Raw genomic sequence first — 20434 nt, forward strand, 5'->3', positions numbered from 1 at the left:
AAATCAAGCCCCATCCGCCATGCAGACTTCTGTCAAAGAAGCCCCAATGGGCTTCTTTGACAAGCTGAGAGATGCCCCGGACGTCTGCGTCCGGGGCATCTCTGATTTTTATCATTTTTTCAGCCGGCGGTGGGCGGGACGCCGGGGCGGAGCAGCGCGGACGGTTCCCCCCGGCAGGTCAGCGAGAGGCGGTGCATCGCCCGGGTACAGGCCACGTACAGCAGCCCCCTGTCGTACTCCGTGGCGTAGGCGGCCCGGTCGGCGCCCGCGACGATGACCTCGTCGAACTCCAGCCCCTTGGACATCTGCACAGACGTCACCATCACGCCGTTTGAAAAGCTTCCGCTCTCGGGCGTGAGCAGGCGGACCCCGGGCCGCCTGCCCAGCAGCTCGTAGAGAGCCCGGGCGTCCCGGTTGGTCTTGGCGATAACGCCCAGGGAGGCGTAGCCGCTCCCCTCAAAGCGGTGGATCAGCGCGCCTATCCGCGCCGCCTCCGCCCTGCGGCCGCAGCAGCGGAACACCTGCGGCTCGTCCCCGTGCCGCGCCACCGGCTCCAGGGCGTGGACGCCCTGGAGCCGGGCGGAGAAACGGATTATCTCATAAGTGGATCGGTAGCTTTTGTTCAGCGAAATATACCGGGCCCCGCAATAGATCTGCCGCAAATCCTCCAGGGTGCTCAGGCGGTTAGGGTTAATGGACTGGCCGAAGTCCCCCAGGATGGTCTTGTCGCACCGGAACAGCCGGTTCAGGACCGCGTACTGTACCGGGGTATAGTCCTGCATCTCATCCACCACCAGATGTCGGACGGCGCTGCCGGACTTGAGCCCCTCAAAGGCGTCGTGGAGATACAGGAAAGGGTACACATCGGCCCACTCCAGCGTTTTCCTGTCCGGCAGGTCCAGCAGCTCTGGCCGGCCCAGCCACCGGTAGAAGTCCCTGTAGAGGGCCAGGGTGTTCTTGACGCTCAGCAGTCCGCTCAGGCCCTTTAAAACGGTCCGAGCGCCCGGCGCCTCGTCTCCCAGCTCCCGGTCTGAGGAAAACCGGCTGTGGAGGTCGTCGGCGATCATCTGCAGCCGCCGCTTCACCGGGAACTTTCCGTATGCCTCAAACCGGCTCTTGAGCAGCTCCGCCCCCGCGGTGAAGCTCCCGAGGACGCAGTCCGCGTCCCGGAGCACCCGGCCGGTCAGTCCCTCCAGATAGCGGTCCAGCAGGCCCACGAACTCCAGCGTGGACTTGAACCGTGCCCGCTCGGCCCAGGCCCGGTCGTCCGTCTCCAGGGGGTCCCTGTCGGGTTCGAAGCCGATCACCCCCTCAAGCTGTATCCGGGCGATGTCCTGAAAGCTAAGGTCGCAGATGGGCTCCTCCCCCAGTTCGGGCAGGACGTTGGAGATATAGTCGCCGAAGACCTTGTTGGGCGAGAGAATGGCCACGTTGCCGGCGGACAGCGTGTCCTTATGCCGGTAGAGGAGAAAGGCCAGGCGGTGGAGCGCGATGGAGGTCTTGCCGGACCCGGCCACCCCCTGGATGATCATGGTGCCCGTCCGCTCGCTGCGGATGATCCGGTTCTGTTCCCTTTGTATGGTGGCGATGATGGACTTCATCTTCTCGTCCGAGGTGCGGCTCAGCTCCCGCTGGAGCACATCGTCCCGGATATTGTCCGACGTCTCCAGGGCATATTCCATCTCTCCGCCCCGGATTTTAAACTGCCGCTTCCGGGTGAGGGCGCCCTCCACCCGGCCCACGGGCGCGTCATAGCCCGCGGGGCCGACCTCACAGTCGTAAAACAGGCCCGCCACCGGGGAGCGCCAGTCGCAGATCAGCAGCTCGTTCTCATGGCGGAAGGCGAAGGGGCCGATATAGTGCGCCGCCACTTCCTCTCCATCCGCCCGGAAGTCCACCCGGGCAAAATAGGGGGCCTCCTTCAGCCGGGCCAGCCGATTGCGCTCCTTGACGGCGAAGGCCCCGGAGCCGTCGATTTGTCGCAGGGCCAGCTCGTTCTGGAACATCTCGTGAGGGTCGATCTCCCCCCGGTACTGGGACATGTAGCGCTTCTCCTCCCGGTACTCCCGGTCTATTCTCTCCACCGCCGCCTCCGCCTCGTCCAGGGCCTGCTCCAGGCTGCGCTCCACCTCCTCCAGGCGGTGCAGCTCCTCCGGAAAGGGAACGGCGGGGCTGCGCCCCTCACACATGCCCGTCCTCCCGGGGCAGGACGAAGCGCTGGGTGGGGTACCCGAACTCCACCAGAAGCTCCGCCTCGGCAAACCCCAGCTCCACAATCTCCCTGCGGTGCCCGGTGTCGGCCCTGTCCCCCGCCCGGAAGGTGGTGATGCTGATCTCCTGCTCCCGGAGCAGCCCACCCATCACCTTGTCCAGGAGAGCCCTCGGAATCCCCTTCCCCCGGTAGAGCGGGTGGGTGCCCATGAAGTCGATGCTCCCGCTCTCCCGGGAGAAGAGCAAAATCCCCACGGCGGCCGCGCCGTCCTTGAGAATGAGCGCCTGGCCGGTGGCGATACGCTCCCTGAGCGTGCGGACATAGGACTCCTCCTCCAGATGCGGAAAGCCGTCGACCACCAGGCGGACCAGCTCCATCCAGCAGGGTATATCCGCCTCCCCGGCAAAGGAGACCTCCCACTCCAATGGCTCCCGGCTTCTCAGCATATGGTAGCTGCCCCCAAACTCAAATTTTAATTGCAGCGGATAAAAGCGCTCGTTCTCACGAAACTGGTTGGGCGGCAGCTTGTACATGGCGGTAAACACACTTGTGAACGCCTGTTGGCTCTCATACCCCGCCAGGAGCGCGACCTCCAGTATGGGCTGGGCGGAGAAGACCAGCAGCTTGGCGGCCTCGGTCAGCCGCCGGCGCTGGATATAGTCGTGAATGGTCATCCCCACCAGTTTTGAAAACGTGCGGTGCAGATAATATTTGGAGTAGTGCACCGCCTCCGCCACCACGTCCAGATCCAGGCGCTGGGTCAGGCGGCCTTCGATATAGTCAATCGCGGCAGTAATCTTCTTGACGTTGTTGTCCGGCACCTATGATCCCTCCTTTTGCTTGGTCCAGTATACCAGATGAGAGCGGCGGGAGTTTTTATCATTCTTGCCGTTTTATCAGAAAATTTTTGCACACGGGCGGCATTCTTATTTTTTCCTCTTGACAACCGTGTATAACTGTGCTTAACTGTATATGCTGAATATATACAGTATGACATTGAGGTGCACCAATGGACATTATCATCAGCAACGCGGGCGGCGTGCCCATCTACGACCAGATTACCCGGCAGATGAAGGGCCTCATTCTGCGTGGGGAGCTGGAGGAGGGCGAGGCCCTGCCCTCCATGCGGCTGCTGGCCAAGGAGCTGCGCATTTCCGTCATCACCACCAAGCGCGCATACGAGGAATTGGAACGAGAGGGGTTCATCACCACCGTGCCGGGCAAGGGCTGTTTTGTGGCCCCGCAGAATCCGGAGCTGGCGCGGGAGGAGACGCTCCGCAGGGTGGAGGAGCATCTCTCCCAGGCCGTGGACATCGCCAAGGTGGGCGGCGTCTCCCTGGCGGAGCTGAGCGACACCCTCAACATCTTATATGGAGACGACTGATATGGAAAACGCCATTGAAATCAGACATCTTACCAAGGACTACGGGTCCTTCAAGCTCAGCGACGTGTCCTTCTGCGTGCCCGGCGGGTCCATCGTGGGCCTCATCGGCGAGAACGGCGCGGGCAAATCCACCACCATCAAGTGCATTTTAAACCTCATCCGCCGGGACGCCGGGGAGATTCTTCTCCTGGGCCGGGATAACATCAAGGACGAGCGGCTGGTGAAGGAGGACATCGGGGTGGTGCTGGACGAGTCCACCTTCCACGACACGCTGAAGGCCCCCGATGTGGGGAAAATCCTACGCCGGGTCTATAAGCATTGGGACAGCGGCCTCTTTCAGGACTATCTGCGCAAGTTCAGCCTGCCCGCGGACAAGTACATCAAGGAGTTCTCCCGGGGCATGAAGATGAAGCTCTCCATCGCCGCGGCCCTCTCCAGCAGGCCCAAGCTCCTCATACTGGACGAGGCCACCGGCGGGCTGGACCCAGTGGTGCGGGACGAGATTCTGGACGAGTTTCTAAACTTCATCCAGGATGAGGACCACGCCATCCTCATCTCCAGCCACATCACCTCCGACCTGGAGAAGGTGGCCGATTACGTGGTCTACCTCCACCGGGGGCAGGTGGCCATCCAGGGCGCCAAGGACGAGCTGTTAGAGCAGTACGGCCGCCTGGTCTGCTCCCGCGCCGACATGGCGGCGGTGGACGACGCCTTTGTGGTGGGCCGGCGCACCAGCCAGTTCGGCTGCGAGGCGCTGATTCAAAACAAGGAAAAATTCCGCAGGCTCTACCCCGGCCTCACCGTGGACCCGGTGACGCTGGAGGAGATTATGGTCTTTACCGTGAAGGGGGATGTGCAGTCATGATGGGTCTTGTCTATAAGGATTTTCTAGTCATGCGCAAGCAGCTGAGCTACTATCTCATCTTCGTGGTGCTCTACGCCGGGCTTACCGTGGCCGGGGTATTCACGCCCTTTATCCTGCCCGGCATCGTGGTGCTGGTGGGGATGATGCTGCCCATGTCCTCCGTGGGGTACGACGATCAGGCCCGTTGGGACAAGTACGCCGCCGCCACACCCGCCGGTCGGGCGGGGATGGTGGCCGCCAGGTACCTCTCCGCCCTCATTGTCCTGGTGGCCGGGTCCGCGCTGATTCTGGTCCTGATGCTGGTCCTGGGCCTGACCGGTCTCATCGACTCGCCTCCGGTGGAATCCATTGCCGCCGTACTGGCCTGTCTGTGCGTGGCGCTGGTCTTCGACGCGGTGATACTGCCCATTCTCATCAAGTTCGGCGCGGAGAAGAGCCGCATCATCAGCATCATCATCTTCGTAACCGTCTTCGGCGGGGCCATGCTGATCACCCAGCTGGCCAAGAATCTGGGCCCGGGCGGCGGGGTCGCCTTCCCGGCCTGGCTTGCCGCCGCCCTGCCCGTGGTACTGGCCCTGGTGTCTGTCGGCGGATTCGTCATCTCCTATTTCATCTCGCTGGGCATCTACGGTAAAAAGGAGCTCTGAGCGCCGTGCTGCACACCCGTATCTGCCCAAAGTGCGGCGCCCGGGATATCCAGCGGATTCCGGACAATCCCGGGCGCTATACCTCCGGAAACAATATCTATACCTCCTCCCTGACGCTGTCGGGCAAGATCCCTGTCATCCGATATGTCTGCCTCTCCTGCGGCTATGTGGAGAACTGGGTGGAGAATCCCGAACAGCTGGAAAAGCTCCGCCGTTCCTTTGGCCGCTGAGTATGGGCCAAAATTGGGCTGCACCCTTGAATCGTGCCTCGCTCTTATGTTAATATGGAAGCAGAAAAGAGTGAGGAGGGTGATGTCCATGACCGCGCAAGAGGCTATCCGCGAGCTGCAAAAGGTCCGCAATTACTGCAACGCCACCTCTATCCCCGCCATCGACTACGCCATTGAGGCCATCCTGGAAAAAGAGGACCGGGCGTCCAGGGAGTCCTGAGCCGCCGCGCCAAAGAACAGAGGGGCCGCACCTATAAGGTGCGGCCCCTCTGTTCTTTCACTCATCAGGCGGCTTTTGCCTGGCGACTCTTCATAAAGAACAGGAATCCCAGCATCATGACAATGCCTACAGGCAGGGCGATAATGCCCGGCGCGCCGACGCTTGCCAGCAGACCAGCCACCACGTAGCAGATTCCGGCAATGACCGCGCACGATATGGCATATGGCAATTGCGTCGATACGTGACTGACGTGGTCGCATTGGGCGCCGGCGGAGGCCATGATGGTGGTGTCGGAGATGGGGGAGCAGTGGTCGCCGCAGACGGCGCCGGCCATGCAGGCAGAGATGCAGATGATGGCCAGGGGGTTGTCCATGGAGAACACGTTCTGCACGATGGGGATGAGAATACCGAAGGTGCCCCAGCTGGTGCCGGTGGCGAAAGCCAGCAGGCAGCCGATGACGAAGACAATAACGGGCAGCAGCATCTGGATTCCGGTGGCGGAGGTGCGCACGAAGTCGCGGACGAAAAACTTGGCGCCCAGGGAGTCGGTCATGCCCTTTAGGGTCCAGGCGAAGGTGAGGATGAGAATGGCGGGGACCATGGCCTTGAAGCCCTCGGGAATGCAGGCCATCATCTCCTTAAAGGACATGGAGCGGCGGATAAGGTAATAGATAAAGGCGAACACCAGGCCGAAGGCGGAGCCCAGCATGAGGCCGATGGACGCGTCGGAGTTGGAGAACGCCTCCACAAAGCCCGCGCCGGAGAAGAAGCCGCCGGAGTAGATCATGCCGATGATGCAGCAGAACACCAGAATAACGATGGGCACCACCAGATCGATGACCCTGCCCTTATTCTCGTCCGTCTCCTCGTCAAGCATGGCGTAGGGGTTGGAGCCGGAGAAGAGGTCGTTTTTGTAGATGGCGTTCTGCTCGTGCTTGGCCATGGGGCCGAAATCCACCTTCATGACCACCAAGCCGATCATCATGACGATGGTCAGCAGCGCGTAGAAGTTATAGGGAATTGCCCGGATAAAGAGGTTCAGGCCCTGGCCGTCCTCGGCAAAACCCGCCACTGCGGCGGCCCAGGAGGAGATGGGGGCGATGATGCAGATCGGGGCGGCGGTGGCGTCGATAAGATAGGCCAGCTTGGCCCGGGAGACGTTGTGCTTGTCCGTGATGGGCCGCATGACGCTTCCTACCGTGAGGCAGTTGAAGTAGTCGTCGATAAAGATGAGAATGCCCAGGACAATGGAGGCAAGCTGCGCACCTACCCGGCTCTTGATGTGGGTCTTGGCCCACCGGCCGAAGGCGGCGGAGCCGCCGGCCTTGTTCATCAGGCACACCATGATGCCCAGTATGACCAGAAAGACCAGGATGCCCACATTGTAGCCGTCGGACAGGGAGGCGACGACGCCGCCGCTGAAGACGTGGTTGATGGTGCCCTCGAAGGAGAAGTTGGAGTAGAGGAGGCCGCCCACCAGAATGCCGATGAAGAGGGAGGAGTAGACCTCCTTGGTGATGAGGGCCAGGGCGATGGCGATGACCGGGGGCAGCAGCGCCCAGGGGGTGTTGAAGAAATTGCTGGAAGACCGGATGTACCCCGTGCCCTCGCAGGCGGGACAGATGTAGGTGCCGCCGCAGTTCTCGCAGGCGGGGTCGGTCCCCAGGCATACGGTGCAGCCGCCCACGCCGCCGCACTCGGTGCACTTGATCATCTTGGTGCCCTGCTCCTCCGTGGGATCACCCGCGGCGAAGACGGTGGTCGTCAGGGCGAAGAGCAGCAGCAGAAGCAGCGCCGCCCTGGCGAGCCAGGTTTTTCTCTTTCTCATATAGTTCCCTCCAGACAGTTTTCGGGCCCACACAAAAGCCCATTTCTAAGCGCCGGAATACAATAAAAAAAGTCATGCGGCCCAATGGCGCGCATGACAAAACCCAACGTCCCCGGTCCGGGCCGGGGGCCGTTTGGATAGCGCTCCACAACTGTGACAGTCCGCGGGATCTTCTCCCGCGGCCCAGGAATTCCGGGTCAGGCGCCCGGCGCTCCTTCGGCGGAATCCCCTCTCCCCCGGGACGGCTGCCTGGCCTTGCCCCGAGGTACGCATGAACTCCGCGCCTCTATCCGACTATTTACTTTAACTTTGTAGCAGATTATCACAGCGGGTGGAAAAAGTCAAGCCGTTGACCCTGTTTCTTCCGGCGGTTCTTTGGTTTTTAGGTCAATTTTTGCACGCACGCCCGCAGCCGGCCCGCCGGGCAGCCCAATCATCTCAGCCCGGCGTTTGGCGCGTGTCCCTCCTCCTGCGTTTGACAAGCCGTTCGACCGCCCAGACCGCCCAGGCAAGTACGCACCCCAAAACCGGGGCGGCGCACCAGACCAGATAGAGTACGCACCCCAGCAGATCCCACTGGACAACGCTCAGGAAGACGACCCCGGTCGCTGCAATCGGAGCAAGCGGAACCAGCAGCCGCCAGCGCAGCTTCGCCAGCCTGCACAGCAGCAGCTGGAGGCAGAACATGGGGATGCTGTGAAAATAGAAAAGCAGGGCAATGTGCCAGGGAGGGCGGTTGACCGGCAGCTCCACGAAACAGGTCGCGAAGATGACGATATAAATTGCCAGGGACAGCAGAAAAATGCAGAACAAGCGCTTATCGGTCCGGCCTTTCACAGCTCTCATGGAGGCGTTCTCCTTCCTGGCTTCAGATTTTCCTGGCTTCAAATTTTCCTTGTTTCTTCCGCCCGCTACAGGCACACCCTTATTTTACCGTTAATTCATCCTAGCATATCGGCGCCCTCCCCGCAACAGGTATCCCGGGTTTTTCAGCGGCCGGCGCCCCCGCCCGTTCCGGGCGGCGCGGAGACGGCGGGCGGCCATTCGGGCCGCCCGCCGTCTCCACGTCTGTCTCTCCGTTCTTTTTACAGGTCCAGCTTCTCAAAGGACTTGGCCGAGCTGCGGTAGGCCAGGAAGGTCAGCGCGGCGAACGCCGCCGCGCCCACCGCCAGGACGGCCAGCTTGGCGCCCAGGAACTGCGTGCCCCGGGTATCCAGCTCATATTGGAAGAAGGGGACGAAGTAGGTCATGGCCTCGGCGAGAATCAGCAGCACCCAGTAGACCGCCATGGCCACCACGAAAGGCGCGCCCACCTTGTTGGTGTTCTTATAATAGCGGGTAAAGAACAGCAGGTTGAACACGCCCAGCAGCACCAGGGAGATGCCCACGAAGGCGAGATTTGCCTCCATGCCCAGTGGATTGTCCATGGGCATGACCGCGTCCTTGATGATAAACGCCGGAACAGCCAGCAGAAGCTGAAGCAGCTCCAGTGCGCATACCACGGTGATGCGGGCTTTTACAATGTCCCGCTTGCGCACGGGCAGGAGGAGTGAGTAGTCGACGTCGTGGTTCTCCCGGCCGTTCATGCAGAGGAAGTTGACCCCCAGGATGGTCCAGAAGGGGGCCACATAGTAGGGGTAGCCGGGGATGAAAACCATGAGGAAGAAGGTGAGAAAGATAAAATTGGTGGGATGGAGGGCCAGGCGAACCTCCTTATACAGTAAATTCTTCACTGTGCTCCCTCCCGCTCCATGTGAACCATGACGGTCTCCAAATCCGCATCCTCCAGTATCACACCCTCCCCGGCGGCGAAATCCGCGGCCACCAGGGCGCTGGAGCCGGTCTTATCCCGCTTGACGCCCATGAGTGCGCCCGCCGGGGCCTCCCCTGTCCAGCGGGCCACCCGGTACCTGGCGAGGAAGTCCCCAACGGCCCCCCGCTCCACCACCCGGCCGCCCTTAATGTAGATGATGTCGTCGGCGGATTTCTCCAGGTCGGAGGTGATGTGGGTGGAGAAGAGGATGGTGGTCCCCCGCTCCGCCAAGTCCAGGAAAATCTCCAACAGCTCGTCCCGGCTCACCGGGTCCAGGCCGCTGGTGGGCTCGTCCAGGAGGAGCAGTTCCGCCCCGTGGGAGAGGGCCAGGGTCAGGGCGTATTTCACCTTCATGCCCTCGGACAGCTCCCCGGGCGTCTTGTTCTCGTCCAGGGAGAAGCGCTCCAGGTAGTTCCGGTAGGCGCCCTCGTCCCAGGCTGGATAGAACCGCGCGGTGACGGCGGTGATGGCCTTGAGCTTCTTCATCGTATAGTAGTGCACGCCGCCGGAGACAAAGCCGATGCGGCTTTTGATCTCAGTCTCGTTCCCGCCGAAGGTCTTGCCAAAGAAGCGTATCTCCCCCGCGTCCGGGTGGACGAAGTTCAGGAGGGACTTGAGGGTGGTGGTCTTCCCCGCGCCGTTGCGTCCGATGAAGCCGGTGATGGCCCCGGGCCGCAGGTCAAAGGCGATGTTTTCCAGGCGGAATTTCTCATAGTACTTGCACAGGCCCTGAACCGAGAGCACCTCAGACATAAATTACTCCTCTTCTCCGCGGCCGGCGCCGAATATGGCCTCATAGATGGCGGCAGTGCGCTCCGGACTTGGGATTGCCAGCCCCTGTTCCCGGTCGCACAGGACAAGGACCGTATCCCCCGGCCCGACGCCCAAAAGCTCTCGCGCCTCCTTCGGAATTACAATTTGACCCTTTTCTCCAATCTTAACCATTGCGGCAAATTTCCCCGGTGGGTTTATCATTCCGACTCCTCCTTTAAGTATGAAAAGTATAACTTGTTATACCTCCATTATACACAGCGCCCCGCCGTTGTCAAGTGGGTACGCATTGAACGTCTGCAGGGAGGAGAGAATTTCCGGTCGGCCCGACCTGCCGGGGGCCGAGATTCGCGCATACCTTGCCCCTTAGCCGAGGGCCGTGGCGGTGGACGCACTTTCCCTCGCCCCCATCGAGCGCTCCGTCTCTTCTCTTACTCGTGTTTCATCTTTATTACCCTTCACTCGGCTGCCGCACCTAAAAACCGCGGGCCGTGCTTTTGCACGGCCCGCGGTTTTCGGTTATCTATCAATGGCTGAGGAATCTCACCCGGAGCACGCCGTCGATGGCGCGGATTTCGTCCACTACGAGGTCCTTGATTTTGGCGTTGATGTCCACCACGGTATAGGCATAGTCCTTTTTGGACTTGTTAGTCATGTTCTCCACATTGACGTTCTCCTCGGAGAGCACCTTGGTGATGCCTGCGATGGTGCCCGGGATATTGCGGTGGATGATGCACAGCCGGGCGATGCCGCTCCACTCCTGCTCCAGAGTGGGGAGGTTGACGCTGTTTTTGATGTTTCCGTTCTCCAGATACTCCCGGAGCTGCTGCGCCGCCATGACGGCGCAGTTCTCCTCGCTCTCGGGGCTGGAGGCGCCCAGATGGGGGATGGGAATGACGTTCTTGCCCTGGACAATCTTGTTATTGGGGAAGTCGGTGACATAGGCCGCCACCTTGCCGCTCTCCAGAGCGAGGAGCATATCGTCGTCGTTCACCAGGCCGCCCCGGGCCAGGTTGAGGATGCGCACGCCGCCCTTCATCATCTGGATGGAGTCGGTGCAGATCATGCCCCGGGTATCTGGAGTGAGGGGGACGTGGACGGTGATGTAGTCGCAGTTTTTATAGATGGTCTCCAAATCCAGCGCACGGTGGACCAGCCGGGAGAGGGAGAGGGCGGCGTCCACGGAGAGGAAGGGGTCGTACCCGTAGACCGTCATACCCAGCTTGGTGGCGATGTTGGCAACCTGGACGCCGATGGCCCCCAGGCCCACCACGCCCAGGGTCTTGCCCATGAGCTCGGGGCCGACGAACTGGCTTTTGCCCTTCTCCACCGCCTGCTCCACATCGGCCCCCATGCCCGCCTGGGTGCGGACCCAGGCCGCGCCGTCCACCACCTTGCGGGAGGCCAGAAGGAGCCCGCAGACCGCCAGCTCCTTCACGGCGTTGGCGTTGGCGCCGGGAGTGTTGAAGACCACGATGCCCGCCTCGCTGCAGCGGTCGACAGGAATATTGTTGGTGCCCGCCCCCGCCCGGGCGATGGCCCGCAGGCTGTCGGGGAAAGCATAGGCGTGCATATCGGCGGAGCGGACCAGAACGCCGTCCTCGTCGCACAAATCGCTGGAGACCGCAAAGCGGCTCTGCTCCAGCACGGAAAGCCCCGCGGGGGAAATCTTGTTGAGGGTTTTAATTCTGAACATGACCATTCCTCCTAAAATGAAAAGCGGAGACACCATTTTAACTCAGGGCCGCCAACCGCATCCGTTTCTCGCATGTCCGGCCCCACGCTGACAACCGGTTGCCCGGCTTCTCATGTTTCACTTTTAATTCTTTTTGTCGAACGCCCTGATGAACTCGCAGAGCCTCTCCACGCCCTCGGTGGGCATGGCGTTGTAGATGCTGGCTCTCATGCCGCCCACGTTGCGGTGGCCCTTCAGGTTGGTAAACCCGGCGGCGGCGGCCTCGGCCACAAACTTGGCGTCCAGCGCCTCGGTGGCGGAACGGAAGGTCACGTTCATATCGGACCGGGAGCCCTTCTGCGCCGCGCAGGTGAAGAGGCGGGAGCCGTCCAGCACGTCGTAGAGCATCTGCGCCTTGCCGTGCTTGACGGCCTCCATGCCGCTCACGCCGCCCTGAACCTCCAGCCACTCCAGCACCAGCCCCAGCACGTAGATACACCAGCAGGGGGGCGTGTTGTACATGGAGTCCTTGTCGATCATGGTCTTGTAGTTCATCATCAGCGGCGTGTACGGAAGCTCTGCGCCCGCCAGATCCTCCCGGATGACGACCACCGTGAGGCCTGCGGGGGCCATATTTTTCTGGGCGCCCGCAAAGATAATGCCGTACTTGCTCACGTCCACGGGCCGGGAGAGAATGTCCGAGGACATATCGCACACCAGGGGCACGTCCCCCGTATCGGGGACGTACTGCCACTCGGTGCCGTAGATGGTGTTGTTGGCGCAGTAGTAGAAGTAGGACGCCGCGGGGTCCAGCACAAGCTGGTCCTGGGCGGGGATATAGGTGTGGTTCTGGTCGGCTGAGGAGGCCGCGACGGAGATCTCGCCGTACTTCTTGGCCTCTTTGTAAGCCACGTTGGCAAAGTTGCCGGTGACGGCGTAGTCCGCCCGGCCCGTCTTACCGATAAGGTTCAGGGGAACCATGGAGAACTGGCTGGACGCGCCCCCCTGGAGAAAGAGAATTCTGTAGTTGTCGGGCACCCGGAAGAGTGTGCGGAAGCGCTCCTGGGTGTCCTCAAATATTTTCATAAAGACCTTTGAGCGGTGACTCATCTCCATCACTGACATGCCTGAGCCCTGATAGTTGGTGATTTCTGACCCGGCGCGCTGGAGCACCTCCAACGGCAGCATGGATGGACCCGCGGAAAAATTGTACACACGGTCTGACATGATGGACACCCTCCTTATATTCATTCAAGGGCGCTGTGCGGCCCTCAAACGGCGCAGACAATATCGCGCCCGCCTTAAGCGGCTGCGGGATAACCGCGGTGGGGACGGGCCCCGCCCGACACGGAACTTCGGCCGCCCGGCGCCCCGGAACGGAAAAACGGCCGCAGAATATCGCGGCCCACCCCGGGCCACGGCACTCCGTGGCCGTCGCTGAGAACCTCTATCCACAAAGCGCAGCGCCGTCCGGGCGGCTGAGCTTCCGCCCCGCCGGCATTGCTTATCTGTAAACAGGGGTCCTTACTTTGCTTTGATAAAGTATAGGTATCATTATAGCGAAGACATTTGTCCCCGTCAATGAGACAAAAGTCCAAATTCCCCCAGCTTCGGGACCCGTCCTTTGTGAATTTTTCAACAGCTCTTTTGCTACTTGCACAAATGTGATACAATGAATCCACCTTGAATCAGGAGGATTGCCCTATGAAACTGCGGGAAATCAAAGACATCCTGGAAGCGACCGTGCTGTGCGGCGAGGAGAGCCTGGACCTGGAGGTGTTCGACGCCTGCGGCAGCGACTTTATGAGCGACGTGCTGGCCTATGTGAAGAATCAGGCCCTGCTGCTCACCGGCCTTGTGAATCCACAGGTCATCCGCACGGCGGACATGGTGGATATGAAATGTGTGGTTTTCGTCCGGGGCAAGGTGCCCGACGCGTCCATACTGGACCTGGCGAGGGAGCGGGAGATCGTGGTCATGTCCTCCCCCCTGCGGATGTACTGCGCCTGCGGGGCACTGTATCTCAACGGATTGCGGGGTGAGTGACCCCATGGAGACCATTAAGCTCAACTACCCCGTGGAGGGCGGCGACCTGATCGGCGCGGGCGAGGCCTCCAGCAAGATGAAGATGGCTCTCAAGAAGCTGGATCTGCCCCCGGAGACCATCCGCCGGGCGTCCATCTGCATGTACGAGGGCGAGATCAACATGGTCATCCACGCCAACGGCGGCCGGGCGGAGGTGGAGATCGCCATGGACCATATCATCATCCGTATGATCGACACCGGCCCCGGTATCCCCGACGTGGCCCAGGCCATGGAGGAGGGCTTCTCCACCGCCGGGGAGATCGCCCGGGATCTGGGCTTCGGCGCGGGTATGGGCCTGCCCAACATGAGGCGCTACTCCGACGAGATGGACATCCAGACCACCGTCGGCATGGGCACCACGGTGACCATGAAAATCAATATTTGACAGGGCCGTCTGTCTTGGCCGGCGCACGCGGCTCCGGCATTCCCTTCTAAAAAACGGTTCCCCCTCCGCCGTCATCGCGCTTTTGCAGGACGGCTGACGCCTTTCCATGCCCATCGCTTTTTACTGTGAGGTGAAGTTATGAAGCACTCCGTTGTCCTGGAGTACAAGCGCTGCCGGGGCTGTACCACCTGCATCAAGAACTGCCCCACCGAGGCCATCCGGGTGCGCAACGGCAAGGCCACCATTTTAAACGCCCGGTGTATCGACTGCGGCAAGTGCATCCAGGTCTGCCCCCATAAGGCAATCAAGTCTATCAGCGACACCCCGGCCGCCCAGCTGACCCGCTTCCAATATAACGTCGCCCTGCCCGAGCCCGCCCTCTACGGGCAGTTCCAGAACATGGACGACATCGATTACATTTTAAACGGCCTGCTGGCCCTGGGCTTTCAGGACGTGTTCGAGGTGGCCCGGGCCGCCGAGCTGCTGGCAGATTACCAGCGCCAGGTGATTACCGGCGGAGTGGAGCGGGTCATGCCCCAGATAAGCTCCGCCTGTCCCACGGTCATGCGCCTCATCCGCATGCGCTTTCCCAAGCTCATCCCCAACATCTCCCCGGTCATCACCCCCATGGAACTGGCCGCCATTCTGGCCCGGCGGGAGGCGGTGGACAAGACCGGACTGAAGCCTGAGGAGATCGGCGTATACGCCATCGTCCCCTGCTCCTCCAAGGTCACCGCCGCTCACACGCCCGACGCCCTGGAGCGGCCGGTGCTGGACGGGGCCTTCGCCATCCGGGACGTCTACCTGAAGCTCCTCTCCCCCATGAAAAAACTGCGGGGCGCCACCCTCAGGCCCCTCTCCTCCGCTGGGATCATGGGGGTGGGCTGGGCCTACTGCGGCGGCGAGTCCGCCGCCCGGATGGGCGAGCGGTACGTGGCGGTGGACGGCATTGAGAACGTGATTCGGATGCTGGAGGAGATTGAGGACGGCCGCCTGCCCGAGGCCGATTTCATCGAGCTCAACGCCTGCGTGCAGGGCTGTGTGGGCGGCTGCCTGACGGTGGAGAACCCCTACGCCGCCCGGATGCGGGTGAAGAAGCTGATGAAGGGCCTGCCCGTCTCCCGCAACCGCTTTACCTTCACCGGGCCCGACCGGGACATTGTCAAATTCGATCAGGAGCTCCAGTACGTGCCGGTTTTTGTCCTGGACGAGGATCGGGGCGCTGCCATGGAGAAGCTGATGCGCATTGAGGAGCTGGAGGCCCAGCTCCCCGGCCTCCACTGCGGTTCCTGCGGGGCCCCCTCCTGCCGGGCCTTTGCCGAGGATGTGGTGCTGGGCAGGGCCAGCGTGGAGGACTGTATTTTCAAGATGCGGGAGCGGATGCAGTACATAACCGGCTCGCCCGACGCCAACGAGTACCTCCCCGCCCCCTTCCGGCACCAGGCGGAGAAGGGGAAAAAGGAGAAGTGAAAAAGAGGGGCAAATCTGCCGCATATGTTCACGCTCAGCCCTTTATTCTTTACGACAATGAGGTGTTTTTATGACCGTCAAAGAGCTCTCCGCCGCCCTGTCCCTCACGGAATTCTCCCTGCCCGCACCCGAAGCGGAGGTGACCGGCGGCTACGCCGGGGATCTGCTGAGCTGGGTGATGGGCCGGGCCAGGGCGGGAGACTGCTGGATTACCATCATGTCCAACCAGAATGTGGCCGCAGTGGCGGTGATGGCCGATGTGGCCTGCATTCTCCTCTCCGAAGGGGTCAAGCCCGACGAGGCTCTCCTGACCAAGGCCCGTCAGCAGGGCATCAATCTGCTGGGCAGCGGGAAGGGGACGTTCGAGCTGGCCCACGACGTGGGTGAAAAAATGAAGAGGCAGGAATAGCGCGCGGGCCGACGCCGTCCCGGCGTTTTCGGCGGATGCTCCGTGGCTGGTTCCGGTCTTTTCTCTTTTAGCGTATTTCCGTCTTTACGAAACGCGGGGGTGTTTTTTTGAAGTTGAACTTTGATCTCCACCTCCACTCCTGCCTGTCGCCCTGCGGGGGCGAGGACAACACCCCTGCCAACCTGGCGGCGATGTGCGCGCTTGCCGGGCTGGACGCGGTGGCCCTCACCGATCACAATGCCGTGGGCAACTGTGCCGCCTTCTGCGAGGCGGCGGGGGACAACGGGCTTGTCGCCCTGCCGGGCATGGAGCTGACCACACTGGAGGAGGTCCATGTGGTGTGCCTCCTGCCCGACCTGGACGCGGCGGCGGTCTTTGGCGACGAGGTCTATGCCCGCCTGCCCCCCTTTCCCAACGACGTACATATCTTCGGTCCCCAGGTGCTGATGGACGCTGGGGACCGGGTGCTGGGCGAGGAGCCCAGGATGCTGGCCGGGGCCGCCAATATCGGCGTCTACGAGGTGAAGGCCCTGGTGGAGCGGTACGGTGGGGTCTGCTGGCCCGCCCACATCGACCGGCCGTCCTTCTCCCTGCTGTCCAACCTGGGACTCTGGGACCCGGGGCTGGGGTTCGGCTTCGCGGAGGTCTCCCGGGCCTGCCCGGCGGATTTCCTGAACCGGGACGATCTGAGAGGGCTGCATACCGTCACCGCCTCGGACGCTCACTACCTGGACCAGATTATGGACCCCTGTCAGAGCGTGGACCTGCCGTCCCGGAGCGCCGCCGCCCTGCTCGCCTGGCTGCGCTGCCCCGATTTTCGGCTTTATTCCAGGTTTTAAAACAAGACATTTGTCTGCTAAAAATTTTTTAGCTATAATTAAAATTATTTATGTGTTAGAAAAAAAACTATTTACCTTCTCGTCCAATTCGTATACAATATAGGCCGAAACCCAATCGATAAAGGAGGACACGCAAATGCCAAACTGCAAGACCGTTGTACCGTACAACGGGACCCCGGAACAGGAACTGCGGCTGCGGGAAATCATCGCGGAGCACAAGGGGCAGCCGGGCGCAACCATGCCAGTACTGCAGGCAGCCCAGGAAATTTTTGGCTATCTGCCCGAAGAAGTGCAGATCATCGTAGCGGAAGGACTGGAGATTCCCCTGTCCGAGGTCTACGGCGTGGCCTCCTTCTACGCGCAGTTCTCCATGAACCCCAAGGGCCAGCACCGAATCTCCGTCTGCCTGGGCACCGCCTGCTATGTCAAGGGCGCGGCGGACATCCTCTCCGCCGTGGAGCAGAAGCTGGGCATTAAAACCGGTTCCATCACCAAGGACGGCAAGTTTTCCCTGGATGCCTGCCGCTGTGTGGGCGCCTGCGGCCTCGCCCCCGTCATGATGGTGGGTTCCGACGTCTACGGCAGACTCACCCCCGACCAGGTCGGGCCGATTCTGGACAAGTACGAATAAAAGAGAAACGGAAATGGGGCGGCCGCGTTTGACGCGTTTGCCATTTATCAACGCCTTTTTTCACGCTTCTTTTTTCAAGGTGGTTTGTCTATGAAGGAGCTATCCCTGCATATTCTGGACATTGCCCAGAATTCCATCGCCGCGGGCTGTTCGCTGCTGGAGCTGTCGCTGACCGAGAGGGAGGGTCTTCTGACCCTGGTCATTGCAGACGACGGGCGCGGGATGAGCCCGGACTTTTTGGCGGCGGTCACAGACCCTTTCACCACCACCCGCACCACCCGGAAAATCGGGCTGGGCCTGCCCTTGCTGCGCCTGGCGGCGGAGCAGACCGGCGGAGACCTCTCCATCGGCAGCACGGTGGGCGTCGGAACCACGGTGACGGCGCGCTTCCGCGCGGATCACATCGACTGCCCGCCCCTGGGCGACATGGCGGGGACGGTTGCTGCGCTGGTCCAGGGCGCGCCCGGCATCGAGACGGTCTACACCCACTCCACCGGGCGGGGGGCCTTTACCTTCGACACCCGGGAAATCCGCGCCGTGCTCGGCCCGGACGTGTCCCTGGCCGAGCCGGAGGTGTTCCAGTGGATGCGGGAGTATATCGGCGAACAGGAAGAGACCGTTTGACCGCAAAGGCAGATACGGCCCCCTTTGCATGGGAGGCCGCAGCCGACTGAGGGTTCCTGAGCTGGGAACCCCTGCCCCTCCGGGGCACCCCTCTCGACATAAGGGGGGTTAAATAAGATTTAAATGAATTGGGGGATGAACTCGTGAAAAGCCTGGAAGAACTGAAAGCCATCCGGGAGAAGATGCAAAAGCAGGTCGGCCTGCGCGAGGAGAGCGACGACAATATCCGCGTCGTGGTGGGCATGGCGACCTGCGGCATCGCCGCCGGCGCCCGGCCCGTGCTGGAGGCCTTTTTGCAGGAGGTCGACAAGCGCGGCCTCAAGAACGTCACCGTAAGTCAGACGGGCTGCATCGGCGTGTGCCGCCTGGAGCCCATTGCCGAGGTCTATGTCCCCGGCCAGGAAAAGGTGACCTATGTAAAGCTCAACGCCGAGATGGTGCCCAAAATCGTGGCTGACCATCTCGTGAACCAGCAGGTGGTGACCGAGTACACCATCGGCGCGGCCGAATAAGGGAGGGCAAGTGAGATGAATTTAGTCCGTTCCCACATTCTGGTGTGCACCGGCACCGGCTGCACCTCCTCCAACAGCCTTAAAATCATCGACGCCTTTGAGCGGGAGCTCACGGAGCAGGGCATGGAGCGGGAGGCCCAGGTCGTCAAGACCGGTTGCTTCGGCCTGTGCGCCATGGGCCCCATCGTGATGATCTACCCCGAGGGCGCCTGCTATACGAAGGTCACCCCCGACGACGTGCCCGAGATCGTCTCCGAGCACATCGTAAAGGGCCGCATCGTACAGCGGCTTTTACATATGGAGAGCGACGAGGGCGGCACCGCCACCAGCCTCTCCGACACCACCTTCTATAAGCACCAGCTCCGCATCGCCCTGCGCAACTGCGGCGTAATCAACCCCGAGAATATCGACGAGTACATCGGCCTGGACGGCTACGCCGCCCTGGGCAAGATTCTGACCGAGCAGATCCCGCCCCAGAAGGTCATTGACGATTTGAAGGCCTCCGGCCTGCGGGGCCGCGGCGGCGCGGGCTTCTCCACCGGCATGAAGTGGCAGTTCACCCACGACGCGGTGAGTCCCGACGGGGTGAAATACGTCTGCTGCAACGCCGACGAGGGCGATCCCGGCGCGTTCATGGACCGCTCCGTGCTGGAGGGCGACCCCCACAGCCTCATTGAGGCCATGACCATCGCGGGCTACGCCATCGGCGCCCACCAGGGCTATATCTACGTCCGGGCCGAGTACCCCATCGCCGTGGACCGGCTGAAAATCGCCATCGCCCAGGCCCGTGAATACGGCCTGCTGGGCAGGGACATCTTCGGCTCCGGCTTCGACTTCGACCTGGAGCTCCGCCTGGGCGCGGGCGCCTTCGTATGCGGCGAGGAGACCGCCCTCATGACCAGCATCGAGGGCAAGCGGGGCGAGCCCCGGCCCCGGCCTCCCTTCCCGGCCAACAAGGGCCTCTTCCAGCGGCCCACCCTCCTCAACAACGTGGAGACCTATGCCAACATCCCCTGGATCTTCACCCACGGAAGCGAGGCGTACGCCGCCATCGGCACCCCCAAGAGCACGGGCACCAAGGTCTTCGCCCTGGGCGGCAAGATTACCAACACGGGCCTCGTCGAGGTGCCCATGGGCACCACCCTGCGGACCATCGTGGAGGACATCGGCGGCGGCTGCCCCGGCGGCAAGAAGTTCAAGGCCGCCCAGACCGGCGGTCCCTCCGGCGGCTGCATTCCCGCCAGCCTCATCGACACCCCCATCGACTACGAGTCCCTGGCCGCCATCGGCTCCATGATGGGCTCCGGCGGACTCATCGTCATGGACGAGGACAACTGCATGGTGGACATCGCCAAGTTCTTCATGGAGTTCATCGTGGACGAGTCCTGCGGCAAATGCACACCCTGCCGCATCGGCACCCGGCGGCTTCTGGACCTCCTCACCAAAATTACCGAGGGCGACGGCACCCTGGAGGATCTGGACACCATTGAGGAGCTGTGCTACCACCTGAAGTCCAGCGCCCTTTGCGGCCTGGGCCAGACCGCCCCCAACCCCGTGCTCTCCACCCTGAAGCACTTCAGGGACGAGTACGTGGCCCACGTGGTGGAGAAGCGCTGCCCGGCGGGCGTCTGCAAGAACCTGCTGCGGTACACCGTGGACGCCGAGAAGTGCAAGGGCTGCACCCTCTGCGCCAAGAACTGCCCGGCGGGCGCCATCACCGGCGCCGTCCGCGCGCCCCACGTCATCGACCAGGGCAAGTGCATCAAGTGCGGCGTCTGTATGGACAACTGCCGCTTTGGCGCCATTTCCAAGGGTTAAGGGAGGTTAGGATAAA

Annotated in this window: 23 protein-coding genes and 1 riboswitch; of the genes, 14 read left to right on the forward strand and 9 right to left on the reverse strand. The window is 61.9% G+C overall.

Annotated elements, in window-relative coordinates:
• Positions 1-119: 119 nt before the first annotated feature.
• Positions 120-2189, reverse strand: a complete 2070-nt coding sequence (locus H8S62_RS07950; protein ID WP_186918964.1) for a HelD family protein — start codon at positions 2187-2189, stop codon at positions 120-122.
• Positions 2182-3033: a helix-turn-helix domain-containing protein gene (locus H8S62_RS07955; RefSeq protein WP_186918965.1), complete on the reverse strand. Its 852-nt coding sequence runs from the start codon at positions 3031-3033 to the stop codon at positions 2182-2184. The genes H8S62_RS07950 and H8S62_RS07955 overlap by 8 nt, the downstream gene beginning before the upstream one ends.
• A 188-nt stretch (positions 3034-3221) precedes the next feature.
• Here H8S62_RS07955 and H8S62_RS07960 point away from each other — a divergent pair, with 188 nt between their 5' ends.
• The 5 genes from H8S62_RS07960 (at position 3222) to H8S62_RS18345 (ending at position 5558) form a co-directional block, all read left to right on the forward strand.
• Positions 3222-3596, forward strand: a complete 375-nt coding sequence (locus H8S62_RS07960; RefSeq protein WP_155147654.1) for a GntR family transcriptional regulator — start codon at positions 3222-3224, stop codon at positions 3594-3596.
• Position 3597: 1 nt separating this feature from the next.
• Positions 3598-4461, forward strand: a complete 864-nt coding sequence (locus tag H8S62_RS07965) for an ABC transporter ATP-binding protein (RefSeq protein WP_155147651.1) — start codon at positions 3598-3600, stop codon at positions 4459-4461.
• Entirely contained in the window at positions 4461-5108 is a 648-nt protein-coding gene (locus H8S62_RS07970) for an ABC-2 transporter permease (protein WP_279233745.1), read from the forward strand. The genes H8S62_RS07965 and H8S62_RS07970 overlap by 1 nt, the downstream gene beginning before the upstream one ends.
• Positions 5109-5113: 5 nt before the next feature.
• Entirely contained in the window at positions 5114-5338 is a 225-nt protein-coding gene (locus tag H8S62_RS07975; protein ID WP_173023830.1) for a hypothetical protein, read from the forward strand.
• Positions 5339-5426: 88 nt separating this feature from the next.
• Positions 5427-5558 (forward strand): hypothetical protein, encoded by a 132-nt coding sequence (locus tag H8S62_RS18345; RefSeq protein WP_256284897.1) that lies wholly within the window; start codon positions 5427-5429, stop codon positions 5556-5558.
• A 64-nt stretch (positions 5559-5622) separates the two neighbouring features.
• Here H8S62_RS18345 and H8S62_RS07980 read toward each other — a convergent pair whose 3' ends face one another.
• The 7 genes from H8S62_RS07980 to serC form a co-directional block, all read right to left on the reverse strand.
• Positions 5623-7386 (reverse strand): Na+/H+ antiporter NhaC family protein, encoded by a 1764-nt coding sequence (locus H8S62_RS07980; RefSeq protein WP_186918966.1) that lies wholly within the window; start codon positions 7384-7386, stop codon positions 5623-5625.
• Positions 7387-7516: 130 nt separating this feature from the next.
• A riboswitch (Lysine riboswitch) is annotated at positions 7517-7683 on the reverse strand.
• A gap of 141 nt (positions 7684-7824) precedes the next feature.
• A complete protein-coding gene (locus tag H8S62_RS07985) occupies positions 7825-8232 on the reverse strand; it encodes a hypothetical protein (RefSeq protein ID WP_155147643.1) in 408 nt (135 codons plus the stop codon).
• Positions 8233-8471: 239 nt separating this feature from the next.
• Entirely contained in the window at positions 8472-9119 is a 648-nt protein-coding gene (locus H8S62_RS07990) for an ABC-2 transporter permease (protein ID WP_155147641.1), read from the reverse strand.
• A complete protein-coding gene (locus H8S62_RS07995) occupies positions 9116-9952 on the reverse strand; it encodes an ABC transporter ATP-binding protein (protein WP_155147639.1) in 837 nt (278 codons plus the stop codon). Before H8S62_RS07995 ends, H8S62_RS07990 begins: the two co-directional genes overlap by 4 nt.
• 3 nt (positions 9953-9955) lie before the next feature.
• The gene (locus tag H8S62_RS08000; protein WP_155147637.1) at positions 9956-10174 is read right to left on the reverse strand and encodes an AbrB/MazE/SpoVT family DNA-binding domain-containing protein; all 219 of its coding nucleotides are present in this window, start codon (positions 10172-10174) and stop codon (positions 9956-9958) included.
• A gap of 322 nt (positions 10175-10496) precedes the next feature.
• Positions 10497-11666 (reverse strand): phosphoglycerate dehydrogenase, encoded by a 1170-nt coding sequence (locus H8S62_RS08005; RefSeq protein WP_155147636.1) that lies wholly within the window; start codon positions 11664-11666, stop codon positions 10497-10499.
• 123 nt (positions 11667-11789) lie between these two features.
• Positions 11790-12872 (reverse strand): 3-phosphoserine/phosphohydroxythreonine transaminase, encoded by a 1083-nt coding sequence (gene serC, locus H8S62_RS08010; RefSeq protein ID WP_207723482.1) that lies wholly within the window; start codon positions 12870-12872, stop codon positions 11790-11792.
• Positions 12873-13349: 477 nt separating this feature from the next.
• Between serC and H8S62_RS08015 the strand changes: the two genes are divergently transcribed.
• From H8S62_RS08015 to H8S62_RS08055, 9 genes are all read left to right on the forward strand, one after another.
• Positions 13350-13691 (forward strand): DRTGG domain-containing protein, encoded by a 342-nt coding sequence (locus H8S62_RS08015; RefSeq protein ID WP_155147632.1) that lies wholly within the window; start codon positions 13350-13352, stop codon positions 13689-13691.
• Between the two features lie 4 nt (positions 13692-13695).
• Positions 13696-14115 (forward strand): ATP-binding protein, encoded by a 420-nt coding sequence (locus H8S62_RS08020; RefSeq protein ID WP_155147629.1) that lies wholly within the window; start codon positions 13696-13698, stop codon positions 14113-14115.
• A 138-nt stretch (positions 14116-14253) separates the two neighbouring features.
• The gene (locus H8S62_RS08025; protein WP_155147626.1) at positions 14254-15585 is read left to right on the forward strand and encodes a [Fe-Fe] hydrogenase large subunit C-terminal domain-containing protein; all 1332 of its coding nucleotides are present in this window, start codon (positions 14254-14256) and stop codon (positions 15583-15585) included.
• Positions 15586-15655: 70 nt separating this feature from the next.
• Positions 15656-15994 carry a DRTGG domain-containing protein gene (locus H8S62_RS08030; protein ID WP_186918967.1) on the forward strand — a complete coding sequence of 113 codons (339 nt, stop codon included), beginning with the start codon at positions 15656-15658 and terminating at the stop codon, positions 15992-15994.
• A gap of 107 nt (positions 15995-16101) precedes the next feature.
• Positions 16102-16833: a PHP domain-containing protein gene (locus tag H8S62_RS08035; protein WP_186918968.1), complete on the forward strand. Its 732-nt coding sequence runs from the start codon at positions 16102-16104 to the stop codon at positions 16831-16833.
• A 136-nt stretch (positions 16834-16969) separates the two neighbouring features.
• The gene (gene nuoE / locus H8S62_RS08040) at positions 16970-17464 is read left to right on the forward strand and encodes an NADH-quinone oxidoreductase subunit NuoE (protein WP_155147619.1); all 495 of its coding nucleotides are present in this window, start codon (positions 16970-16972) and stop codon (positions 17462-17464) included.
• A gap of 90 nt (positions 17465-17554) precedes the next feature.
• Positions 17555-18088 carry an ATP-binding protein gene (locus tag H8S62_RS08045; protein WP_155147617.1) on the forward strand — a complete coding sequence of 178 codons (534 nt, stop codon included), beginning with the start codon at positions 17555-17557 and terminating at the stop codon, positions 18086-18088.
• Between the two features lie 143 nt (positions 18089-18231).
• Positions 18232-18600: a (2Fe-2S) ferredoxin domain-containing protein gene (locus H8S62_RS08050; RefSeq protein ID WP_173023829.1), complete on the forward strand. Its 369-nt coding sequence runs from the start codon at positions 18232-18234 to the stop codon at positions 18598-18600.
• A gap of 15 nt (positions 18601-18615) precedes the next feature.
• Positions 18616-20418 carry an NADH-quinone oxidoreductase subunit NuoF gene (locus tag H8S62_RS08055; RefSeq protein WP_155147615.1) on the forward strand — a complete coding sequence of 601 codons (1803 nt, stop codon included), beginning with the start codon at positions 18616-18618 and terminating at the stop codon, positions 20416-20418.
• Positions 20419-20434: the final 16 nt, after the last annotated feature.

The sequence above is a fragment of the Lawsonibacter faecis genome, assembly GCF_014287675.1.
Classification (GTDB): domain Bacteria; phylum Bacillota; class Clostridia; order Oscillospirales; family Oscillospiraceae; genus Pseudoflavonifractor; species Pseudoflavonifractor faecis.

Excerpts from the sequence above, each read along its gene's own strand:
- H8S62_RS08030 (WP_186918967.1), top strand. The coding sequence starts at position 15,656 with ATGACCGTCAAAGAGCTCTCCGCCGCCCTGTCCCTCACGGAATTCTCC.
- serC (WP_207723482.1), bottom strand. The coding sequence starts at position 12,872 with ATGTCAGACCGTGTGTACAATTTTTCCGCGGGTCCATCCATGCTGCCG.
- H8S62_RS07965 (WP_155147651.1), top strand. The coding sequence starts at position 3,598 with ATGGAAAACGCCATTGAAATCAGACATCTTACCAAGGACTACGGGTCC.
- H8S62_RS07985 (WP_155147643.1), bottom strand. The coding sequence starts at position 8,232 with ATGAGAGCTGTGAAAGGCCGGACCGATAAGCGCTTGTTCTGCATTTTT.
- H8S62_RS08025 (WP_155147626.1), top strand. The coding sequence starts at position 14,254 with ATGAAGCACTCCGTTGTCCTGGAGTACAAGCGCTGCCGGGGCTGTACC.
- H8S62_RS08015 (WP_155147632.1), top strand. The coding sequence starts at position 13,350 with ATGAAACTGCGGGAAATCAAAGACATCCTGGAAGCGACCGTGCTGTGC.
- H8S62_RS07980 (WP_186918966.1), bottom strand. The coding sequence starts at position 7,386 with ATGAGAAAGAGAAAAACCTGGCTCGCCAGGGCGGCGCTGCTTCTGCTG.
- H8S62_RS07960 (WP_155147654.1), top strand. The coding sequence starts at position 3,222 with ATGGACATTATCATCAGCAACGCGGGCGGCGTGCCCATCTACGACCAG.
- H8S62_RS08045 (WP_155147617.1), top strand. The coding sequence starts at position 17,555 with ATGAAGGAGCTATCCCTGCATATTCTGGACATTGCCCAGAATTCCATC.
- H8S62_RS08020 (WP_155147629.1), top strand. The coding sequence starts at position 13,696 with ATGGAGACCATTAAGCTCAACTACCCCGTGGAGGGCGGCGACCTGATC.
- H8S62_RS08055 (WP_155147615.1), top strand. The coding sequence starts at position 18,616 with ATGAATTTAGTCCGTTCCCACATTCTGGTGTGCACCGGCACCGGCTGC.
- H8S62_RS07995 (WP_155147639.1), bottom strand. The coding sequence starts at position 9,952 with ATGTCTGAGGTGCTCTCGGTTCAGGGCCTGTGCAAGTACTATGAGAAA.
- H8S62_RS07950 (WP_186918964.1), bottom strand. The coding sequence starts at position 2,189 with ATGTGTGAGGGGCGCAGCCCCGCCGTTCCCTTTCCGGAGGAGCTGCAC.
- H8S62_RS18345 (WP_256284897.1), top strand. The coding sequence starts at position 5,427 with ATGACCGCGCAAGAGGCTATCCGCGAGCTGCAAAAGGTCCGCAATTAC.
- H8S62_RS08000 (WP_155147637.1), bottom strand. The coding sequence starts at position 10,174 with ATGATAAACCCACCGGGGAAATTTGCCGCAATGGTTAAGATTGGAGAA.
- H8S62_RS08005 (WP_155147636.1), bottom strand. The coding sequence starts at position 11,666 with ATGTTCAGAATTAAAACCCTCAACAAGATTTCCCCCGCGGGGCTTTCC.
- H8S62_RS07970 (WP_279233745.1), top strand. The coding sequence starts at position 4,461 with ATGGGTCTTGTCTATAAGGATTTTCTAGTCATGCGCAAGCAGCTGAGC.
- nuoE (WP_155147619.1), top strand. The coding sequence starts at position 16,970 with ATGCCAAACTGCAAGACCGTTGTACCGTACAACGGGACCCCGGAACAG.